This is a genomic window from Streptomyces sp. WZ.A104 (assembly GCF_002382885.1).
Taxonomy (GTDB): domain Bacteria; phylum Actinomycetota; class Actinomycetes; order Streptomycetales; family Streptomycetaceae; genus Streptomyces.
Map to the genome: position 1 here is coordinate 44,798 of NZ_NWVL01000015.1, position 17,147 is coordinate 61,944.

At 71.2% G+C, this 17,147-nt stretch carries 20 protein-coding genes and 1 tRNA gene; 12 read left to right on the forward strand and 9 right to left on the reverse strand.

From position 1 onward, the window contains the following. The first annotated feature begins 110 nt into the window (after positions 1–110). The 4 genes from CIB93_RS10910 to CIB93_RS10925 all read left to right on the forward strand — a co-directional run bounded on the left by CIB93_RS10910 (position 111) and on the right by CIB93_RS10925 (position 4,288). Positions 111–503 carry a YciI family protein gene (locus tag CIB93_RS10910; protein WP_096626537.1) on the forward strand — a complete coding sequence of 131 codons (393 nt, stop codon included), beginning with the start codon at positions 111–113 and terminating at the stop codon, positions 501–503. A 42-nt stretch (positions 504–545) separates the two neighbouring features. Then, the gene (locus CIB93_RS10915; RefSeq protein WP_096626539.1) at positions 546–1,793 is read left to right on the forward strand and encodes an RNA polymerase sigma factor; all 1,248 of its coding nucleotides are present in this window, start codon (positions 546–548) and stop codon (positions 1,791–1,793) included. A 96-nt stretch (positions 1,794–1,889) separates the two neighbouring features. After that, positions 1,890–2,618, forward strand: a complete 729-nt coding sequence (locus tag CIB93_RS10920; RefSeq protein ID WP_096626541.1) for an HhH-GPD-type base excision DNA repair protein — start codon at positions 1,890–1,892, stop codon at positions 2,616–2,618. Positions 2,619–2,761: 143 nt separating this feature from the next. Continuing rightward, the gene (locus tag CIB93_RS10925; protein WP_096626543.1) at positions 2,762–4,288 is read left to right on the forward strand and encodes a M28 family metallopeptidase; all 1,527 of its coding nucleotides are present in this window, start codon (positions 2,762–2,764) and stop codon (positions 4,286–4,288) included. Positions 4,289–4,346: 58 nt separating this feature from the next. Here CIB93_RS10925 and CIB93_RS10930 read toward each other — a convergent pair whose 3' ends face one another. Next, complete coding sequence (locus tag CIB93_RS10930) at positions 4,347–6,020, reverse strand: helicase HerA-like domain-containing protein (RefSeq protein ID WP_096626545.1); 1,674 nt, start codon at positions 6,018–6,020, stop codon at positions 4,347–4,349. A 116-nt stretch (positions 6,021–6,136) separates the two neighbouring features. On the opposite strand from CIB93_RS10930, the gene CIB93_RS10935 reads away from it, so the two are divergent. Both CIB93_RS10935 and CIB93_RS10940 read left to right on the forward strand, forming a co-directional pair. Further along, positions 6,137–6,433, forward strand: a complete 297-nt coding sequence (locus tag CIB93_RS10935) for a type II toxin-antitoxin system VapB family antitoxin (RefSeq protein WP_096626547.1) — start codon at positions 6,137–6,139, stop codon at positions 6,431–6,433. Between the two features lie 185 nt (positions 6,434–6,618). Beyond that, positions 6,619–7,218 carry a LytR C-terminal domain-containing protein gene (locus CIB93_RS10940; protein ID WP_096626549.1) on the forward strand — a complete coding sequence of 200 codons (600 nt, stop codon included), beginning with the start codon at positions 6,619–6,621 and terminating at the stop codon, positions 7,216–7,218. A gap of 37 nt (positions 7,219–7,255) precedes the next feature. On the opposite strand, the gene upp is transcribed toward CIB93_RS10940, so the two are convergent. Then, on the reverse strand, positions 7,256–7,891 hold the full coding sequence (upp, locus tag CIB93_RS10945; RefSeq protein ID WP_096626551.1) for a uracil phosphoribosyltransferase: 636 nt from the start codon (positions 7,889–7,891) through the stop codon (positions 7,256–7,258). A 102-nt stretch (positions 7,892–7,993) separates the two neighbouring features. Here upp and CIB93_RS10950 point away from each other — a divergent pair, with 102 nt between their 5' ends. The 6 genes from CIB93_RS10950 to CIB93_RS10970 all read left to right on the forward strand — a co-directional run bounded on the left by CIB93_RS10950 (position 7,994) and on the right by CIB93_RS10970 (position 10,556). Continuing rightward, positions 7,994–8,245, forward strand: coding sequence for a hypothetical protein (locus tag CIB93_RS10950; RefSeq protein WP_096626553.1), 252 nt, complete (start codon positions 7,994–7,996; stop codon positions 8,243–8,245). A 239-nt stretch (positions 8,246–8,484) separates the two neighbouring features. Next, entirely contained in the window at positions 8,485–9,039 is a 555-nt protein-coding gene (locus CIB93_RS10955; RefSeq protein ID WP_096626555.1) for a hypothetical protein, read from the forward strand. A gap of 183 nt (positions 9,040–9,222) precedes the next feature. Further along, on the forward strand, positions 9,223–9,651 hold the full coding sequence (gene tadA, locus CIB93_RS10960) for a tRNA adenosine(34) deaminase TadA (protein WP_096626557.1): 429 nt from the start codon (positions 9,223–9,225) through the stop codon (positions 9,649–9,651). Positions 9,652–9,741: 90 nt separating this feature from the next. After that, positions 9,742–9,829: transfer RNA gene (locus tag CIB93_RS10965), tRNA-Ser, on the forward strand. Between the two features lie 171 nt (positions 9,830–10,000). Further along, positions 10,001–10,291: a hypothetical protein gene (locus CIB93_RS37420; RefSeq protein WP_143660023.1), complete on the forward strand. Its 291-nt coding sequence runs from the start codon at positions 10,001–10,003 to the stop codon at positions 10,289–10,291. Then, complete coding sequence (locus CIB93_RS10970) at positions 10,284–10,556, forward strand: hypothetical protein (protein WP_096626559.1); 273 nt, start codon at positions 10,284–10,286, stop codon at positions 10,554–10,556. Before CIB93_RS37420 ends, CIB93_RS10970 begins: the two co-directional genes overlap by 8 nt. 95 nt (positions 10,557–10,651) lie before the next feature. Here CIB93_RS10970 and CIB93_RS10975 read toward each other — a convergent pair whose 3' ends face one another. The 7 genes from CIB93_RS10975 to CIB93_RS11005 are packed head-to-tail and all read right to left on the reverse strand — an operon-like array spanning position 10,652 to position 17,067. Continuing rightward, positions 10,652–11,833, reverse strand: coding sequence for an MFS transporter (locus tag CIB93_RS10975; RefSeq protein WP_373558733.1), 1,182 nt, complete (start codon positions 11,831–11,833; stop codon positions 10,652–10,654). Then, the gene (locus CIB93_RS10980) at positions 11,833–12,372 is read right to left on the reverse strand and encodes a GNAT family N-acetyltransferase (protein ID WP_096626561.1); all 540 of its coding nucleotides are present in this window, start codon (positions 12,370–12,372) and stop codon (positions 11,833–11,835) included. The genes CIB93_RS10975 and CIB93_RS10980 overlap by 1 nt, the downstream gene beginning before the upstream one ends. Before the next feature lie 4 nt (positions 12,373–12,376). Beyond that, a complete protein-coding gene (locus tag CIB93_RS10985; protein ID WP_306454809.1) occupies positions 12,377–13,531 on the reverse strand; it encodes a type III PLP-dependent enzyme in 1,155 nt (384 codons plus the stop codon). 20 nt (positions 13,532–13,551) lie between these two features. Then, a complete protein-coding gene (locus CIB93_RS10990; protein ID WP_096626565.1) occupies positions 13,552–14,886 on the reverse strand; it encodes a DUF6271 family protein in 1,335 nt (444 codons plus the stop codon). Continuing rightward, complete coding sequence (locus CIB93_RS10995; RefSeq protein WP_096626567.1) at positions 14,886–15,905, reverse strand: phytanoyl-CoA dioxygenase family protein; 1,020 nt, start codon at positions 15,903–15,905, stop codon at positions 14,886–14,888. The genes CIB93_RS10990 and CIB93_RS10995 overlap by 1 nt, the downstream gene beginning before the upstream one ends. Positions 15,906–15,955: 50 nt before the next feature. Further along, positions 15,956–16,534 carry a hypothetical protein gene (locus tag CIB93_RS11000; RefSeq protein ID WP_096626569.1) on the reverse strand — a complete coding sequence of 193 codons (579 nt, stop codon included), beginning with the start codon at positions 16,532–16,534 and terminating at the stop codon, positions 15,956–15,958. Beyond that, positions 16,531–17,067: a hypothetical protein gene (locus CIB93_RS11005; RefSeq protein ID WP_257002138.1), complete on the reverse strand. Its 537-nt coding sequence runs from the start codon at positions 17,065–17,067 to the stop codon at positions 16,531–16,533. The genes CIB93_RS11000 and CIB93_RS11005 overlap by 4 nt, the downstream gene beginning before the upstream one ends. Positions 17,068–17,147: the final 80 nt, after the last annotated feature.

Consider the following 17,147-nt stretch of genomic DNA (forward strand, 5'->3'; position numbering starts at 1 on the left):
TGAATCCGGAGAAGAACCGCGCGTGGTGTCGAGAACCCCTCCCCGGCTCCGACGTCCCCTGTGCAAGCGGAAAGAAGAACGGACGAAGAACCGGCACGGAGGTTACGGTCATGAAGTATCTGGTGATGGTCCAGGCCAGCCAGGCGGACTACGAGGCGATGGCCAAGGCCTGGGACGAGAAGGCGATGCAGGAGATGTTCGCCTACATGGGCAAGATCAACGACGATCTCGCCGAGTCGGGTGAGCTGGTCACCGGCTACGGGCTGGTCGAGCCCGCGCAGACCCGGTTCGTCAGCCTCGACGCCGAGGGCCGCCCGGTGGTCTCGGACGGGCCGTACAGCGAGACGAAGGAGCTCCTCGCCGGGTTCTGGGTGCTCGACTGCGAGACCCTGGACAGGGTGACCGAGATCGCCGCCCGCGTGGCGCGCTGTCCGCAGCCGCCCGACGCCCCGGAATACCCGGTGGTCATCCGGCCCCTGGACGGCGGCGGTCTCAACGAATAGCCGGAGGGACCGCCCGGACCGGCCGGGCATGGAGGTGCCCGGGTGGGCCCTGTGAGGGACGACATCGAGGACCTGCTGCGCCTGCACGCGCCGCAGGTCCTCGGCGCGCTCGTCCGCCGTTACGGGCACTTCGACCCGGCCGAGGACTCCGTCCAGGAAGCCCTGATCGCGGCCGCCGCGCAGTGGCCCGAGGACGGGGTACCGGACAACCCGCGCGGATGGTTGATCCGGGTCGCCTCCCGACGCCTCACCGACCGGCTCCGCAGTGACGCCGCGCGCCGGAGGCGGGAGGAGACCGCGGCCGCCCTCACCCCGGCCGACGCGTTCGTCGCCCCGCCGCCCGGGGAGAGCCGGGCCCCCTCCGAGGACGACACGCTCACCCTGCTCTTCCTCTGCTGCCACCCCGCGCTCTCCCCCGCCGCCCAGCTGGCGCTGACCCTGCGCGCGGTCGGCGGCCTGACGACGGCGGAGGTCGCCCGCGCACTGCTGGTGCCGGAGGCGACGGTGGCGCAGCGCATCAGCCGGGCCAAGCGGGCGGTGCGCGGCGCGGGGTTCCGGGCGCCGGAGCCGGCGGACCGTGACCGGCGGCTCGCCGCCGTCCTCCAGGTTCTCTACCTGATCTTCAACGAGGGATACACCGCCACCTCCGGTCCCGACCTGCACCGCACCGATCTGGCCCGCGAGGCGATCCGGCTGACCCGCTCCGTGCGCCGGCTGCTGCCCCGCGAAGGGCGTGTGACCGGGCTGCTGGCGCTGATGGTCCTCACGGAGGCGCGCACTCCGGCGCGTACCGGGCCGGGCGGCGAGTTGATCCCGCTCGACGAACAGGACCGTGCCCTCTGGGACCGTACGGCCATCGCGGAAGGCACCGCCCTGGCGGAGGAGGCGCTCGCCCAGGGGCCCGCCGGGGACTACCAGCTCCAGGCCGCCATCGCCGCCCTGCACGACGAAGCCGCGCGCGCCGAGGACACCGACTGGCCGCAGATCCTCGCCCTGTACGACCTCCTCGTCCGGCGCACCCCCGATCCCGCCGCCGCGCTGGGGCGGGCCGTCGCGGTGGCCATGGTCCACGGGCCGCGCGCCGGGCTTGCCGAGGTCGACGTGCTGGCGGAGACCTCCTCGGGCACCGAGGCGGGAAGCTACCGCCTCGACGCCGTACGCGGCCATCTCCTGGAGCGCGCCGGGGAGCCGGACTCCGCCCGCGCCGCCTACCTCGCCGCCGCTGACGCCACCCTCAGCGAGCCTGAGGCCCGCTACCTGCGCGGGCGCGCGGACCGGATCGTTCCGTGAGCCGGTGACGGCCGGGTTCCACGCCGTACTCCCTTTGGCCGACCGGAACCGCGACCCCGCTCGCCGTCTCCCGCACCGCTCGGGATGATCAGCCCCATGACCACCAGCGACAGCGGCAAAGACCTCGGGCAGGGCTTCGGCGAGGACGTCGCCCTGCGGATCGCCCAGCAGCCGGAGGCCGACGAGCTGCTCGGCCGCAGCCCGCTGGCTGCCCTGGTCGGCATGCTGCTCGACCAGCAGGTGCCGATGGAGTGGGCGTTCACGGGGCCGTACACGCTCGCCGGGCGGATGGGCTCGGACGACCTGGACGCGGGGCTGATCGCCGCCCAGGACCCGGAAGCGTTCACCGCGCTGTTCACCGCCAAGCCCGCCCTGCACCGCTACCCGGGCTCCATGGCCCAGCGCGTGCAGCAGCTGTGCCAGTACCTGGTGGCGGAGTACGGCGGTGACGCGAGTGCGGTGTGGCGGGACGTTTCCTCCGGCTCGGAGCTGCTCGAACGCCTGAAGGCGCTGCCGGGGTTCGGCGAGCAGAAGGCACGGATCTTCCTGGCGTTGCTCGGCAAGCAGTTCGGCGTACGGCCCCCGGGATGGCGGGAGGCGGCGGGCCCGTACGGAGAGGCCGGATCGCGCCGCTCCGTCGCCGACATCACCGGGCCGGAGTCGCTCGCCGAGGTACGCGCGTACAAGCAGGAGGCCAAGGCGGCAGCCAAGGCCGCGAAGACGGCGAAAGCGACGAAAGCAGCAAAGAAGGCCCCTGCGGCGCCGGCAAAGGCCGCGAAAAGGGCCTCCGCCACGAAGTCCGCGAAGAAGCCGCCCATGCCCTGACGCCCTCCCGAACCGGCCACCCGACCCGGCCCATCGGTCAGAACCAGCCACAACGGTTCACAGAAGTCACTCCGCTCGCTAGCTTTCCCTGCACATTCGTTCAGACCGGAAGGACTCCTGTGCACGCAACACGTCGCAGAGCCATGGCTGTTGTGGCCGCCACCGCCCTGGCCACACCGCTTCTCCTGGCCGCGTCCCCGAACCACGGGCGCACCACGCCGCACGACCCCGCCAAGGAAGCCGCCAAGCTCTCAAGGAAGTTGGTGAAGAGCGCGTCCGCCCGCGACGCCTACCGCCACCTCCAGCAGTTCCAGGCCATAGCCGACTCGACCGGGGGCCACCGCGCCGCGGGGTCGCTCGGTCACGACGCCTCGGCGGCGTACGTCTACCGCCAGCTCCAGCGGGCCGGGTACCAGGTCTCGTACGAGAGCTTCCGCTTCACCTACACCCAGACGCTGGCCGAAAAGCTCTCCGTGACCGCCCCGACGCCCCGCGACGTGACGATCAAGGCGATGACGTACACCCCCTCGACCGAGGTGGGCGGGGTGACGGCGGCGCTCGTCGCGGTGCCCCTCGACGAGACCACCGGCTGCGAGGCGTCCGACTACGCCGCCGCGGACTTCACCGGCGCGATCGCGCTGATCCGGCGCGGCGGCTGCACCTTCGCCGACAAGCAGGCGGCCGCCGCGGACGCCGGTGCGGTCGGAGCGGTCATCTACAACAACACCGAGGGCGTGCTCTCCGGCACGCTCGGCGAGGCCGCCGCGGGCCGTATCCCGACCGGTGGGCTCACCCAGGAGGAGGGCGAGAAGCTCGCCGCCGACCTCGCGGGCGGCGAGGTCACGGTCTCCTTCGAGATCCGCGAGCTCCAGGAGGAGCGGGGCACCCGCAACGTCATCGCCGAGACGCGCGGCGGCAGCGCGGACCGCACCGTGATGCTCGGTGCCCACCTCGACTCGGTGACCGAGGGCCCCGGCATCAACGACAACGGGTCCGGTTCCGCCGGGCTGCTCGACGTCGCCCTGAAGCTGGCGAAGTCGAAGAGCAAGCCCGCCAACAAGGTCCGGTTCGCCTGGTGGTCGGCCGAGGAGAACGGTCTGATCGGCTCGGAGAAGTACGTCGAGGCGCTGAGCGAGAAGCAGCGCGAGCAGATCAAGCTCTACCTGAACTTCGACATGATCGCCTCGCCCAACGGCGCCCAGTTCGTCTTCGACGGCGACGACTCCGACGGGGTCGGCGCGGGCCCGGGCCCGGAGGGATCGGCCCAACTCGAACGTGACATCAACGAGTTCCTCGACGGCAAGGGCAAGCCGCACGAGGGCACGGACTTCACCGGCCGCTCGGACTACGGTCCGTTCATCGAGGTCGGCATCCCCTCCGGCGGTACGGACACCGGGGCCGAGGGCATCAAGACGGCGGCCCAGGCCGAGGTGTTCGGCGGCGAGGCGGGGATCGCGTACGACCCCTGCTACCACGCGGCCTGCGACGACCTGAGCAACATCGACATGGGCCACTTCGACACCAACATCGACGTGATCGCCAACGCCGTCGGGACGTACGCCCACGACCTGAGCTCCCTGACCCGCCCGGTCACCCCCGCCCCCAGCACCGGCACCCCGGGCAGCGGTGGCGGCCTCCGCGAGGGCCACGGCCACGAGGTCACCGAGTGACCGCCCCTTCCCGGAGCGAGTGAAGCCCGTGAGCCCGGTACGGAACCCCGTACCGGGCTCACCGCCTCCGCCGGGCCGTGCCGAACAGCGAGCGCGAGATCTCCCGCCCCAGCTGGGTCCCCATCGAACGGGCCAGCGACCGGAACATCCCGCTGCCCACCACCTGCTCCACCAGCGAGGCGTCGCCCTCGCGCCCCTTCGCAGGACCTCCCCCGTCCCCCTCCGGCCCCTTCACCGCCGCGTCCACCGCATCCCGGTCCGCCGCATCCCGGACGCGCTGCTCGTCGTCCGCCGCGAGCTTCTCGTACGCCGACTCCCGGTCCACGGCCTCCGCATAGCGCCCGTACAGCACCGACCCCCGCACCGCCGCCTCCAGGACGTCCGGCGCCACCGGCCCCATCAGCGACTCCGGGGCCCGCAGCCGGGTCGCGGCCACCGGGGTCGGCGCGCCCCGCTCACTGAGCACGGTCACCACCGCCTCGCCCGTACCGAGCCCGGTCAGCACCTCCCCCAGGTCGTAGGGGGAGTCCGGGAAGGTCCTCACCGTCGCCCGCAGCGCCTTCTCATCGTCGGGCGTGAACGCGCGCAGCGCGTGCTGGACGCGGCTGCCGAGCTGGCCGAGCACAGCGGCGGGCACATCCGTGGGTGACTGGGTGACGAAGAAGATCCCGACCCCCTTCGAGCGGATCAGCCGCACGGTCCGGGTGATCGACTCCAGGAAGGCCTTCGAGGCGTCGCTGAACAGCAGGTGCGCCTCGTCGAAGAAGAAGACGAGCCGCGGCCGGTCCGCGTCCCCGACCTCGGGCAGATCGTGGAACAGGTCGGCCAGCAGCCACATCAGGAACGTCGAGAAGAGCTGTGGCCGGTCCTGTACGGCGGCCAGTTCCAGTACGGAGACCAGTCCGCGCCCGTCCGGGGCCTGCCGGAGCAGATCGGCCGTGTCGAACTCGGGCTCCCCGAAGAAGGGGCCCGCCCCCTGCTGCTCGAACGCGGTCACCGACCGCAGGATCACCCCGGCCGTCGCCGTCGACAGCCCGCCGATCTCCTTGAGCTCGGCCCGCCCGGTCTCCGATACGAGAAAGGCGACGACGGCCCGCAGATCCTTGAGGTCGACCAGCTCCAGGCCCTTGGCGTCCGCGTAGTGGAAGATCAGCCCGAGCGACTGCTCCTGGGTCTTGTTGAGGCCGAGCACCTTGGCCAGGAGGACCGGGCCGAAGCTGGTGACGGTCGCCCGCAGCGGGATGCCGGGGCCGATGCCGCCGAGCGCGTAGAACTCGCTCGGGAAACCCGTGGCGCGCCACTCCTGCCCCACCTGGGCTGCTCGCTCGTCCACCGCCGCCCCGCCCTCTCCCGGGGCCGATACGCCGGAGACGTCGCCCTTGATGTCGGCGAGGAAGACGGGCACCCCGTGCGCGGAGAGCTGTTCGGCGATCAGTTGGAGGGTCTTGGTCTTGCCGGTGCCGGTGGCGCCCGCGACCAGCCCGTGCCGGTTGAGCATGGCGAGCGGGATGCGGACGGGGGCGGCGGACAGGCAGGCGCCGTCCCACAGCAGGGCGCCGAGGTCGAGGGCGTCGCCGGAGACGGCGTACCCGGCGGCGATCTCCCGCGCGGGGTCCGGCAAGGGGTCCGGGTCCAGGTCGGCGCCCGGGGCCGTAGCGGGGTCCGGGTCCCCGCCGGCGCCCGGGTCCGTGCCCCCGCCCGTACCCGTGTCCGTGTTCGCGCTCCCGCTCATCCTGGTGACCCCTGTCCCGGTATCTCACGCTATGCAGCCGTATACGACCCTTGCGCAAGCATCGCAGTGAGGTTCCCCGGCTGCGCCCGGAGCCCCTTGCCCGGTAGGCTTTCCGTGTGATCTTCAAGCGCATCGGAAATGGGCGGCCTTACCCCGACCACGGCCGGGAAAGCACCCGACAGTGGGCGGATGTCGCGCCGCGTCCGGTCCGCCTGGACCAGCTCGTGACCACCAAGGGCCAGCTGGACCTGGAGACCCTCCTCGCCGAGGACTCCACGTTCTACGGCGACCTCTTCGCCCACGTCGTGAAGTGGCAGGGCGACCTCTACCTGGAGGACGGGCTGCACCGGGCGGTCCGGGCCGCGCTCCAGCAGCGCCAGGTGCTGCACGCCCGCGTCCTCGACCTGGGCTGACGCCCCCGGGGGCTTCACCCGGCCCTCTTCACCCGGCCCTCTTCACCCGTACCCGACCCTCGCCTGCCGATTCGGGCCTTTCGGGTGCTTTCGTGCGCATCCGGGTGCCATACGTTGATCATTTAGTACGCATCATCACCGGGTCGCACTACGCTGCCTCCATGAGCATGCTCACTCCCCCCGGCATGGGCGGAAAGTACCGCATCACGGGCGACACCTACCCCCGCATGCGTCGCCCCCGGCGCCGCGGCAGGCTGGTCCTCGCGGGGGTCTGCGCGGTCGTCGCCCTCGGCCTGGCCGGCTGGGGCACGCTCCAGCTCATCGACGCCTTCACCGGCGGCGACAAGAGCGCCAACGCGGTCGGCCACCAGCGGGACTGCCCCACCCCGAAGCCATCGACCCCCGCCCGGGCGCTGCCGAAACCGGCCGCCATCAAGGTGAACGTCTACAACGCGACGACCCGAAGCGGCCTGGCCAAGTCCGCGGCCGAGGAGCTCAAGAAGCGCGGCTTCGCCGTCGGCGAGGTGGGCAACGCGTCCAAGGAGTACGACAAGAAGGTGCCGGGCACGGCCGTGCTGCTGGGCGCGCCGACCGCGACGAACGGGAGCTTCACCGTGCTCGGCACGCAGCTGGTGGGCACCGTGCAGAAGACCGACACCCGCAAGACCGCGGAGGTCGACCTGATCCTCGGCGCGAAGTTCAAGGCGTTCAACACCCCGCAGGAGGCGACCGCCGCGATGGCGGCCCTGACGGCGAAGCCGTCCCCGGCCCCGTCCTCCTGCTGAGCCTGCGGGTACCCGGGGTACCCGCAGGCCCCACGGACTACTCGGCCGTGCCGTACATCCGGTCACCCGCGTCGCCGAGGCCCGGCACGATGTAGCCGTGCTCGTTGAGCCGCTCGTCGACCGAGGCGGTGACGACGGTGACCGGGGTGCCCGCCAGCTCGCGCTCCATCACCTCGACGCCCTCGGGCGCCGCGAGCAGGACGACGGCGGTGACGTCGTCGGCGCCGCGCTTGATCAGCTCGCGGATCGCCGCGACGAGGGTGCCGCCGGTGGCCAGCATCGGGTCCAGGACGTAGACCTGGCGGCCGGAGAGGTCCTCGGGCATCCGCGTCGCGTACGTCTCCGCCTCCAGCGTCTCCTCGTTGCGGATCATGCCGAGGAAGCCCACCTCGGCGGTCGGCAGCAGGCGCACCATGCCGTCCAGCATGCCGAGGCCGGCGCGCAGGATCGGGACGACGAGGGGACGGGGGTGCGACAGCTTGACCCCCGTCGTGGGCGTCACCGGGGTGTCGATGTCGACCTGCTCGGTGCGCACATCCCTGGTGGCCTCGTAGGCGAGGAGGGTGACCAGCTCGTCGGCGAGCCGCCGGAAGGTCGGGGAGTCGGTGCGCTTGTCGCGCAGCGTGGTGAGTTTGTGCGCCACCAGCGGGTGGTCGACGACGTGGATCCGCATGCGTCAACAGTAACCGTGCCGCCCGGCACTCTGCGCTGGCATCAACCACCTGTTCGGGGGGAAGGTGGGGGCATACGGACCCAGCATTGGGGTGGTGAGTCGATGCCGCACGGGGAAGAGCAGCGGAACCCGGGCTCACGCGGGGTGGGCGACGCGCTCGACGCGCGCGACCCGCAGGGCGTGACGGGTGATGTCGAGGACGCGCAGGAGAGTGACGCGGCCCGCCGCCGCCGACGCGCCCAGTTCCTCCGCGAGCTCCACGAGGCCAAGCAGCTGCGCGACCGGGTGCAGCCGCGCCGGGCCCGTGCGGCCCGTATGCGGCAACAGATGCGGATGCGCACCTTCCGCTGGTGAAGCCCCGTGCCGCCCTCTCGTACCACCGGCGCACTCCCCCTCTGATCGAGCCATCATCGGCTCCGTCAGGGCGAGGGCCGACCAGGCACTCCTGGAACTGATGGCCGACGCAACGGTCGAAGAGGTCTCGCACGGCGCTTGTTTCTGCCACGATGCCGATTGGGCGGGGCTCAGGGCGGACGGATCACCGGCTGCCCTCCCGTCGGACCGATTCACCTATGACCAGTGGGAGAGTCACGGTGTACTTCGCCGCACTGCTCGCGCGCACCGAAGACGGGTGGGAAGCGAGCGACACAGAGCTCGACGATGTGGAGACCCTGTCCGACCTGACGGATCTGGCCCGGGACGCCTCGGTGGACGAGGACACGGTCCTGGTCTACATCGAGCAGGAGGACGCCTGGTTCGGCGTCGTCCGGGTGGACGGTGAGGAGGACCCCCGTATCTACGTCTCGGACGCGTCCGCCGCCGCCCGCTCCTCGTACGGGGAGATCCTGCTCACCGACGAGATGCTCGGCCGCGAACCAGGGGCCGAGGACGAGATCGCCGCCCTGGAGGAGCTCGTCGACCTCGACGGCACCGAGGACGGCGAGCCGGAACGATCCGCCCCCGGGGCCGCCGGCCCGGACGACGACGCCGCCGACCCGGACGCCGTACCGGCGGGACCGATCGGTGAGCTCGGGGTCCTCGCGGACCTCGGGATGTCCGAGAAGGAGCTGCTGACCCTGCAGACGGACGCGCTCGCGGAGATCGCGGAGGCCGTGGGAGCGTCCGACGTCCTGGAATCGGTCCGCTAGGGCGGCGCCGGGGTGCGCCGTCCGCAGTCCGCTGACCGTCGTGCCCTGTCCGCTGACCGTCGTTTTTGTCGTGCGATTAACTAGGGTCCGCGGGTGACCGCACCGCCTCCGCACCCCTCACCCCCGCCCTCCCCCGGTCCTGTACCCCAGCCCGATCCGGTACGCGACCCCTGGCAGTCACCGATGCGCCGCGCCCTGGCCCAGGCCGCGCAGGCGGCGTCGGCCGGCGATGTACCGGTCGGCGCCGTCGTCCTCGGCCCCGACGGCGCGCCGCTCGCCGTCGGGCACAACGAGCGCGAGGCCACCGGCGACCCGACCGCGCACGCGGAGATCCTGGCCCTGCGCCGCGCGGCCGCGGCCCACGGCGAGTGGCGGCTGACCGGCTGCACGCTCGTGGTCACCCTGGAGCCCTGCACGATGTGCGCGGGCGCGCTGGTCCAGGCCCGGGTGGACCGGGTCGTCTACGGGGCCCGGGACGAGAAGGCGGGGGCGGCCGGATCTCTCTGGGACGTCGTCCGCGACCGCCGCCTCAACCACCGTCCGGAGGTCATCGGCGGGGTGCTGGAAGCGGAGTGCGCCGAGCAGCTGACGGCCTTCTTCCGGGCGCTCTGACCCCGTACGGTCGCACGCTGCCGTTCCCTGCGGTCCGGCCGCCGGGAACCGATTTCTTTCCGCACCCCGGGATGGTCTAAGCTCTCTCTCGGTAGCGTGTCCGAGCGGCCGAAGGAGCTCGCCTCGAAAGCGAGTGTGGCGTAACCCGTCACCGTGGGTTCAAATCCCACCGCTACCGCTGGTAGACGAAGGGCCCGGCTCGATGAGCCGGGCCCTTCGCGTTGCCCTCTGTCTCGGTTCCCGTCTCACTTCCCGTCTCAGTTACTCGTACTGAGTCTTCCGATTAGCCAGCGGGCAGTCTTCGGAGGCCTCACAATCTGAGGGTCGTCCGGCGGGGGGAAGGCGGAGCATGGACCCAGAAGTGACACAGGCGATCGCCACGGTGCTGGTGGCTGCCACAGGTTCGGCCGTCGCTGCGATAGCCAGCGGAAAGTTGCGCGGGCTTCTTCGAGCGATCTTTCGGCGCCCACGAGAAACCTCCGTGATCGTGGAGGTGGACGGCAAGCGTGTCGAGCTGAGCGGTGAGCAACTCAGCCCGGAAGCCGTGCAGGCGCTCATCCAGCGCCTACGCGACACACGGAGCGGCGCCGCGCGTGCAGGTGAATCGGAGAAGACCTCGGGGGGCGCGACCGGTGAGTGAAGAGGTAATCGGCCCGGCGGAGGATCTCGCAGCGGCGCCCGTTCAAGATGGCGCAGCAGCCGTTACGACGGTGTCATCCCACTTCAAGATGGTCTTCATCGCAGTCGTGGCCATAACCGTCGGTGCTCTGGCGGCGAATCTCTACATCGCCATCTTCGTGGAGGAGCCGACCGAGGCGGCCAAGTCGGCGATGGACTCGTGCTCGACCATCGCCAACCTTGGCTTTGGGGCCATCGTCGGGCTGCTCGGCGGCAAGGCGGTCTAAGGGCTGCCCCGCAATCCTGGCGGGACAGCCCTCAAGGGTCTGTCGTTCGGATCAGGCCGGACCCCGCGAGCCCGGCATGATCCGGACGACAGGCCTTAAGCGCCCGACGGGACCTCCCCCAGCGCCTTCCAGCGGATGCGGGTCGCGCAGGCCGACACGAGGAGCGCCGACAGCGCGACCGCGCCCATGCCCCACAGCAGGCTTCCGGCGGCGGCGATGAAACCGATCATCGCGGGACCGGCCAGCAGACCCGTGGTGCCCATGGCGGCGACCAGGGCCAGCGCGTCCGGTCCCTGGCGGGCGGCGGCGACGTAGAGGCACGGGGTCACCGCGGCGATGCCGAGCCCGACGCAGGCGAATCCGATCAGTGTCGGCACCACGCCACCGACCAGCAGGGCCACCGCGAGGCCCGAACCGGCCAGCACGCTGCCGGCGCGGACGACCCGGCCGTCGCCCCAGCGGGTGCGCCAGCCGTCGGCGAAGAGGCGGGCCACGACCATCATGATCGAGACCACCGCGATGCCCAGCGGGGCGACCTCCGCACCGGCCTTGACCACGTCCTCCAGGTAGAGCGCCGACCAGTCGTTCATGGCGCCCTCCGTGACCGTGCCGAAGGCCATCGCCAGGCCCATCCAGATCGTCACCTTGGTCGGCAGGGTCAGCTTGCGGCGGCCCTTGTCCTCCTTGGCCGCTTCTGGCCGGGGGTCCTCCGTGAGCAGTCCCGGCCGGGAGTAGGCGATCAGCAGCACCAGAACGACCGCCGCCACGCCGAAGTGGGCCGCGAGCGACGTGGTCCACAGGTTCATACCGGACGCCAGGAGCGCGGCCCCCAGCGAGCCCGCGCTGAACGTGGCGTGGAGCTGGGACAGTGCCGTGCGCTCGTAGCGGACTTCGAGCGCGGCCCCCTGGGCGTTCATCGCGACGTTGAGGCAGCCGACGGCGACCCCGTCGAGGCAGATGACCAGGAGGGCGACCGGGTAGTTCGGTGCCACCGCCAGGGCGAGCAGGAGCAGCCCGAGGGCGAGGGCCGAGACGAAGGTGAGGCGCCGGGAGCCCAGCCTCCTCATCAGCGGTCCCACGAGGGGGAACGAGCTCGCCGCGCCCGCCCCGCAGGCCATCAGGAGGAGGCCCACTTCCGCCTCGCTCAGACCGAGTTCCGTCTTGAGGGCGGGGAGCCGTGACGCCCAGGTGGCGTACTGGAAGCCGAGGAAACAGAACAGGGCCGCGATCGCCACCTGCGTACGGCGGAAATCGTCGTTGATCCGGAACACCGACATCAGCTCACTTCGTTCTTCCGCGACGCCCCGCGCGCCGGGGAACTCACCGCCATGGACATGTACACCGCGTCCTCGCCGTAGCCCGGCGGCAGCCCGACCTCGGTGTGGGGTGCGTAGCCACGGGCCGACCAGAAGGTGTCGCTGCCTCCCACGGCGATCAGGGAGATCCGTTCGTAGCTCCGCGAACCGGCGGTGGCGGACAGGTGGTCGATCAGCCGCGTGCCCCAGCCCCGGCGCCGGAACTCCTCGGCGACGACGCAGTCGTGCAGATGCAGATTGGCCGAGCGGAAGACGGTGTCCTCCTCCCGCCCCAGATCGGGGTACCGGCGGAAGGGGTAGGGCAGGGCCAGTACGTAGCCCACGGTCCGCCGCTCGTGTTCCAGGAGGAAGCAGGTCTCCGGGGACGCCCGGGCTCTGGACTTCAGGGCCTCCTGCTCCTCCGAGAGAGAGCTGCCGGTGTACGTCCGCGCCTCCAGCGCGGTGATGCCGCTCCAGTCGTCCTCGACGATCCGGCGGATGCGTGGCGCGTCGTGACCCATCGGTTCAGGCCCTTTCGTCGATCAGCGTGTGGGGAAGGGGGCTGAACCCGTTGAATCCCTGGGTCATGTAGCCGGTGGCGTAGGCGCCGCACGCGAAGATCCAGACCGGGTCTCCGGACGCCGCGTCCCGGGGTACGGGGACGGGGTCTCTGCCGTAGGCGTCGTCGCTGTCGCAGGTCGGGCCCGCGATGACGGCGGGCACGTGCTCGGTTCCGGTCCCGGCGTGGGTCGGGAAGACCAGCCGGTACCGCACCCCGTCCATCTCGTACAGGCCGTTGAACTTGCCGCAGCTCAGATACAGCCAGTTCTCCCGCTCCCCGTCGAGCTGCCCGCGTGTGGTCAGCCGGGACACATGGGCCCGGATCGCGCCGTGGTCCGCGACCAGATGGCGGCCCGGCTCCATGAGGAAGCGGAGGGGTGACTCCGAGGCCTCGCCGAGCCGCTGCATGCCCTCGCGGATCACGGTGAAGATCTTGTCCACCGGAGGGTCGAGCCGTCGGCCCTGCCGGTCGGCGTACCCGAGCGCGGGCAGGCCGCCGCCGAGGTTGACGTGGTCGAGGAGGATGCCGCGCCCGTTCAGCGTGACGATGACGTCGGCCAGGGTCTCGAAGGCCCGGCGCCAGGCCTCGGACGTCATCTGCTGGGAGCCGACATGGACCGACAGGCCCGCGGGTGTCAGGCCCGCCTGCCGTGCCGCCTCCAGCACCCGGACCGCGTCCGCCGCCGAGCAGCCGAACTTGCGGCTGAGGCCCCACAGCGCGCCGTACCCGTCGGTGGCCAGCCGGCAGAAGACCCGGGAGCCGGGGGCGTGGACGGCGATCGCCGCCACGTCTTCGAGGCTGTCGGTGGCGAAGTCCCGGACGCCGAGGCGGTGGGCGGCGGCGATGTCGCGGTCGGACTTGATGGTGTTCCCGTAGTGGATCCTCTCCAGCGGAACCCCGGTCGCGATGGCCTGCTCGATCTCCCGGGGGCTGGCCGCGTCGAACCCGGAGCCCAGTTCCGCGAGGCGGAGCAGGACCCCGTCCACCGGGCAGGCCTTCATCGCGAAGCGGACCGAGAGGCCGGGCAGCTCCTCGGTGAGGGCGGTGAACTGTGCCTCGATCCCCGCGAGATCGAAGACGATCACATCCTCGGGGGCGGCCGCCAGGGCCGCGCGCATACGTGCTGTCCCGTCCATGATCACAGGCCCGGGCCCGACGGTCCGGGGGCCCCGTGAAGGCGCACGGTCCGGCTCGCCCGCACCATCTCTCCCCACGACTCGATCAGGAACGCGAAGTCCTCGATGTCCTCGCACGCCTCGTCGAGCAGCCGCTTCCCCTCCTCCTCCAGGAGCCCGGCGAACTCGGTGTACCGACCGCCGAGTCCGCGGTAGGAGCGGTCCAGGACCTCCAGCCGGTGGACGTTCCCGGACCGGTCCAGGCGCGTGCTCTCTCGGACGAGCCGGGCCGTCTCGGCCGGGCGGAGGAGTCCGTCCCCGTCGAGCAGGGCGCCGCCCGCGGCCGCCATCCGGTCGTAGATGTCGTTGAAGTAGAGCATCGACAGGAAGAACTTCACCAGCCGCCGGTGGTAGGCGCTGAATCCGGCGTCCGTGCGGCGTTCGGGGGTGTAGAAGTTGACGATGTTGCGGTTGTGCAGGACGCCGGGGAGCCGCGCGTCGTGCACGAGGTGGAGCAGGAAGTAGTCGCTGCCGATGGTGTTGACCGCCGGCGGCAGCGGCACGTTCTCGTACACCTCGCGGTGGAGGCTGATGTTGCACATGTCGACCCGCATGGGGTCGACGACGGTCAGGAGCGCGTGGTCCTGTCGAAACGGCTCGGTGCCCGCGCCGCGGAAGGACTCCTCGACCAGCTCCCGCTTTCTGCTCTCCGGCCACTCCGGGGGTGCCCAGAGGCTCACGATGTCGTAGTAGATCTCCGGGTCGAGCCTCTGCACCTCGCCGATGTCCACGGACAGTTCGCCCACGAAGGAGCTGCCGACCAGCAACACCGGCTTGTCCGCGTCCGACGGGTCGAGCAGGGTCTCGGTGACGCCGTCCGCCGCGTCCCGGGCGCGCCTGCCCAGCGAGGTGAGTTCGTGGTGAACGGGGTGGACGGGCGTGCCGTCCTCCTGGACCTGGAAGGCGCTGTCGGAGTCCCTGCGGTGCACCGACTCGCAGCCGAGAGCACCGGCGATCAGGAAGGCCCGGTTGGTGCACGCCCCGTAGGAGACGTCGGGCGGGAGCATCAGACCGAGCAGCCGGTCCGGGGCGGTGGCCCCGGAGCGCTCCAGCACCAGCCGCAGGAAGTCCCGCTGCGCTGCTTCGTCGAGGTGGTGTACGTGGACGTTCGCCGCCCGGTGTTCGGCGGCGAGGACCCCGGCGTGCTCCTGGAACGTCCGCCGGTCGGAGGAGTCCAGGATCAGCAGGTGCACCTCGACGCCGAAGTGTTCCGCCGCGTGGTCGGCCTCCGCACCGACCGCCGAAAGGGTCTTCGCGCAGGGCCGGTTCGTGGGAAGGGCCAGGCAGATACGGCGCATCACCGCTCCCTCCAGGAGGTGAGCCCGAGCAGCTTCTCGCCGAGCCCGGTCAGCTCCGCGGGGCCGTAGCGCAGGGATTCGTGCTTGGTCGCGTCGCCGACCAGCGTCCTGTTCCAGTCCGGGGTGGTGAGGTGGCGCCAGGAGTCGATCCGGGAGCGCCGCATCTCCTCGTGCGACTCCAGCGCGGGCATCATCGAGAGGTACTGCACCGAACGCACGCCGTTCTCGGAGGTGTTGCGCGCCACCCCGTGGGCCAGCAGGCCGTTCCAGATCAGCAGGTCACCGGCGTTCAGCTCGGGGCGGACCACCGGGTATTCGGCGCGGTCGGCCGCCGGCCTGATCGGGTCCCGGTCCGCGGGCTGACCCGCCGCCCACTCCTCGAACCGGTGGAACAGCTCGGGCGAGCACTGGAACCCGCCCAGCTCCGGCCGTGTGTCGTTGAGGGCGATGATCCCCTGGACCCGCTGGGGCGGCTCCGCGAGGGTGGTGTCGACGTCCCAGTGGAGCTCGATGTCGAACCCCTGGTCCGTCGGGGCTATCAGCGCCCGGTCGCGGTTCCTGACGTTGGGCGGGTTGAGGTTGAGCCGGTCCAGCGTCACCCACAGCTCTTCGCAGTCCCACACGTCGACGAACGCGTCGTAGACCCGCTGGGTCTGGCGGCTGTCCCAGATGTACTGGTGCTGGTATGCCTCGACGAACCCGTAGACGTACAGATCGCGTTCGAGGTCCGTGGCGAACTCCCGCTCCTCGTACCAGGTGTCCGGCCGGTCGGGGTCGAGTCCCTGGAAGTCCCAGGTGAATTCGAGGAGCTTCTGTGCGGCGGCGGGCTCGATCGCCTGCCGCACGATGACGTAGCCGTAGCTCTGCCAGAACGCGAAGTCCTCCTCGGACAGCACCCGCAGGGGGCGGGACTTGCGGAGGTGGCGCAAAGGGGCGGGCGAGACGTAGGTCTCGCCGTCGGCACTGAAGTACGCGAGGTCCGAGGCCGCTCGGTGCAGGTGCGGTTCGGGGTCGGGCATGGTCTCACTCCAAGCTTCGATGGTGCGCTGGTGCGTTGGTGCGTTGTGGTTCAGCCGGACAGCAGGCCGTGGGCACGCAGTTGCCGCCGGGTGGCGTGGGCCGATGCGAAGGGGATGCCGATACCGCCGCGCGCTGTCACCGTGTCCGTGTTCGCCCGCATGTCATCGATCAGGACCAGGTCGTGCGGGCCGGTGCCGGTCTCCTCGCCCAGCAGGCGGAAGAACCGCTCGGAGGGCTTGCGGACGCCGAACCGGTACGAGGCGTAGACCTCCAGGCCCGTTCCGGCGAGCAGGTCCCGCTCGATCTCCTCGATCCACCGGGGGTAGTTGGACGCGACCACGGTCCGGTGCTCGCGCGCGCACTCCGCGACGAGCTCGCGCATGCCCTTCAGCCAGGCGTAGCCGCTTCTCCTCGTGCGGTGGAAGACATCGGTGTCGAAGGACAGTCCGGCGTCCCGCATGGCGGCCCAGTAGTCCTCCTCCGCCAACTCGCCGCATTCCAGCTGGTGATAGGCACCCTGGGGCCGGACCCGCTCGAACTCCTCATAGGTGATACCGAATGCCTGTTCGTACGCCGATCGATAGGGGTCCGACAATAGGGTGTCCATCAGATCGAAGGCAATGATCATGAAATCCCCTCCGCCCCGGCCTTGGCGGCCAGCGCCGCCGCATAGGCACGCAGCACCCGGTGCTCCCGCTCGTGGACGACATGGACGGGGGGCCTTTCGCCACGCCCGGTGCCGACGCCGGCCATGACCGCCGCGTGGCGCAGCAGTACGTAACTCCCGGACGCCCCGGCACGGAAGGCCTGAGGGTCCTCATGGGCCAGCTTCGCCCACTCCTGGTGCCCTTCGCCCAGCGCCGCCCGGGACGCCTCCAGCAGATCGGCCCCGCACAGCCCCGGCCGCAGGGCATCCACCTCGATGCCGTGCACCGTGGTGGTGAGGTCCACGCAGACCGGCCCGTCGTCGAACCCCTCCTCCAACGCGCCGAGCGCGGTCTCGGCGGCCCAGTCCTGCTCCGGACCACGGCGGCGGAGCAGGAGCGCGAAGGTGAACTCGCAGGCCCGGCGCCGGTCGGCGGGCCCGCTCACCTTCCAGATCGCGCAGATCCGGCGGGAGCTCCCGAGGACGACCGCGTTGACGTGGAGCCCCGTACTCATGGATGGCATGCCTTCGTTCCCGCTGTTGTGGGTGAGCGGCCGGGGCCCGGTCCGAGGGGCCGGGCCCCGGCCCGCCGAGG

Excerpts from the sequence above, each read along its gene's own strand:
- CIB93_RS10910 (WP_096626537.1), top strand. The coding sequence starts at position 111 with ATGAAGTATCTGGTGATGGTCCAGGCCAGCCAGGCGGACTACGAGGCG.
- CIB93_RS10920 (WP_096626541.1), top strand. The coding sequence starts at position 1,890 with ATGACCACCAGCGACAGCGGCAAAGACCTCGGGCAGGGCTTCGGCGAG.
- CIB93_RS10925 (WP_096626543.1), top strand. The coding sequence starts at position 2,762 with ATGGCTGTTGTGGCCGCCACCGCCCTGGCCACACCGCTTCTCCTGGCC.
- CIB93_RS10930 (WP_096626545.1), bottom strand. The coding sequence starts at position 6,020 with ATGAGCGGGAGCGCGAACACGGACACGGGTACGGGCGGGGGCACGGAC.
- CIB93_RS10940 (WP_096626549.1), top strand. The coding sequence starts at position 6,619 with ATGGGCGGAAAGTACCGCATCACGGGCGACACCTACCCCCGCATGCGT.
- upp (WP_096626551.1), bottom strand. The coding sequence starts at position 7,891 with ATGCGGATCCACGTCGTCGACCACCCGCTGGTGGCGCACAAACTCACC.
- CIB93_RS10950 (WP_096626553.1), top strand. The coding sequence starts at position 7,994 with ATGCCGCACGGGGAAGAGCAGCGGAACCCGGGCTCACGCGGGGTGGGC.
- tadA (WP_096626557.1), top strand. The coding sequence starts at position 9,223 with ATGCGCCGCGCCCTGGCCCAGGCCGCGCAGGCGGCGTCGGCCGGCGAT.
- CIB93_RS37420 (WP_143660023.1), top strand. The coding sequence starts at position 10,001 with ATGGACCCAGAAGTGACACAGGCGATCGCCACGGTGCTGGTGGCTGCC.
- CIB93_RS10975 (WP_373558733.1), bottom strand. The coding sequence starts at position 11,833 with ATGTCGGTGTTCCGGATCAACGACGATTTCCGCCGTACGCAGGTGGCG.
- CIB93_RS10980 (WP_096626561.1), bottom strand. The coding sequence starts at position 12,372 with ATGGGTCACGACGCGCCACGCATCCGCCGGATCGTCGAGGACGACTGG.
- CIB93_RS10985 (WP_306454809.1), bottom strand. The coding sequence starts at position 13,531 with ATGCGCGCGGCCCTGGCGGCCGCCCCCGAGGATGTGATCGTCTTCGAT.
- CIB93_RS10990 (WP_096626565.1), bottom strand. The coding sequence starts at position 14,886 with ATGCGCCGTATCTGCCTGGCCCTTCCCACGAACCGGCCCTGCGCGAAG.
- CIB93_RS10995 (WP_096626567.1), bottom strand. The coding sequence starts at position 15,905 with ATGCCCGACCCCGAACCGCACCTGCACCGAGCGGCCTCGGACCTCGCG.
- CIB93_RS11000 (WP_096626569.1), bottom strand. The coding sequence starts at position 16,534 with ATGATCATTGCCTTCGATCTGATGGACACCCTATTGTCGGACCCCTAT.
- CIB93_RS11005 (WP_257002138.1), bottom strand. The coding sequence starts at position 17,067 with ATGAGTACGGGGCTCCACGTCAACGCGGTCGTCCTCGGGAGCTCCCGC.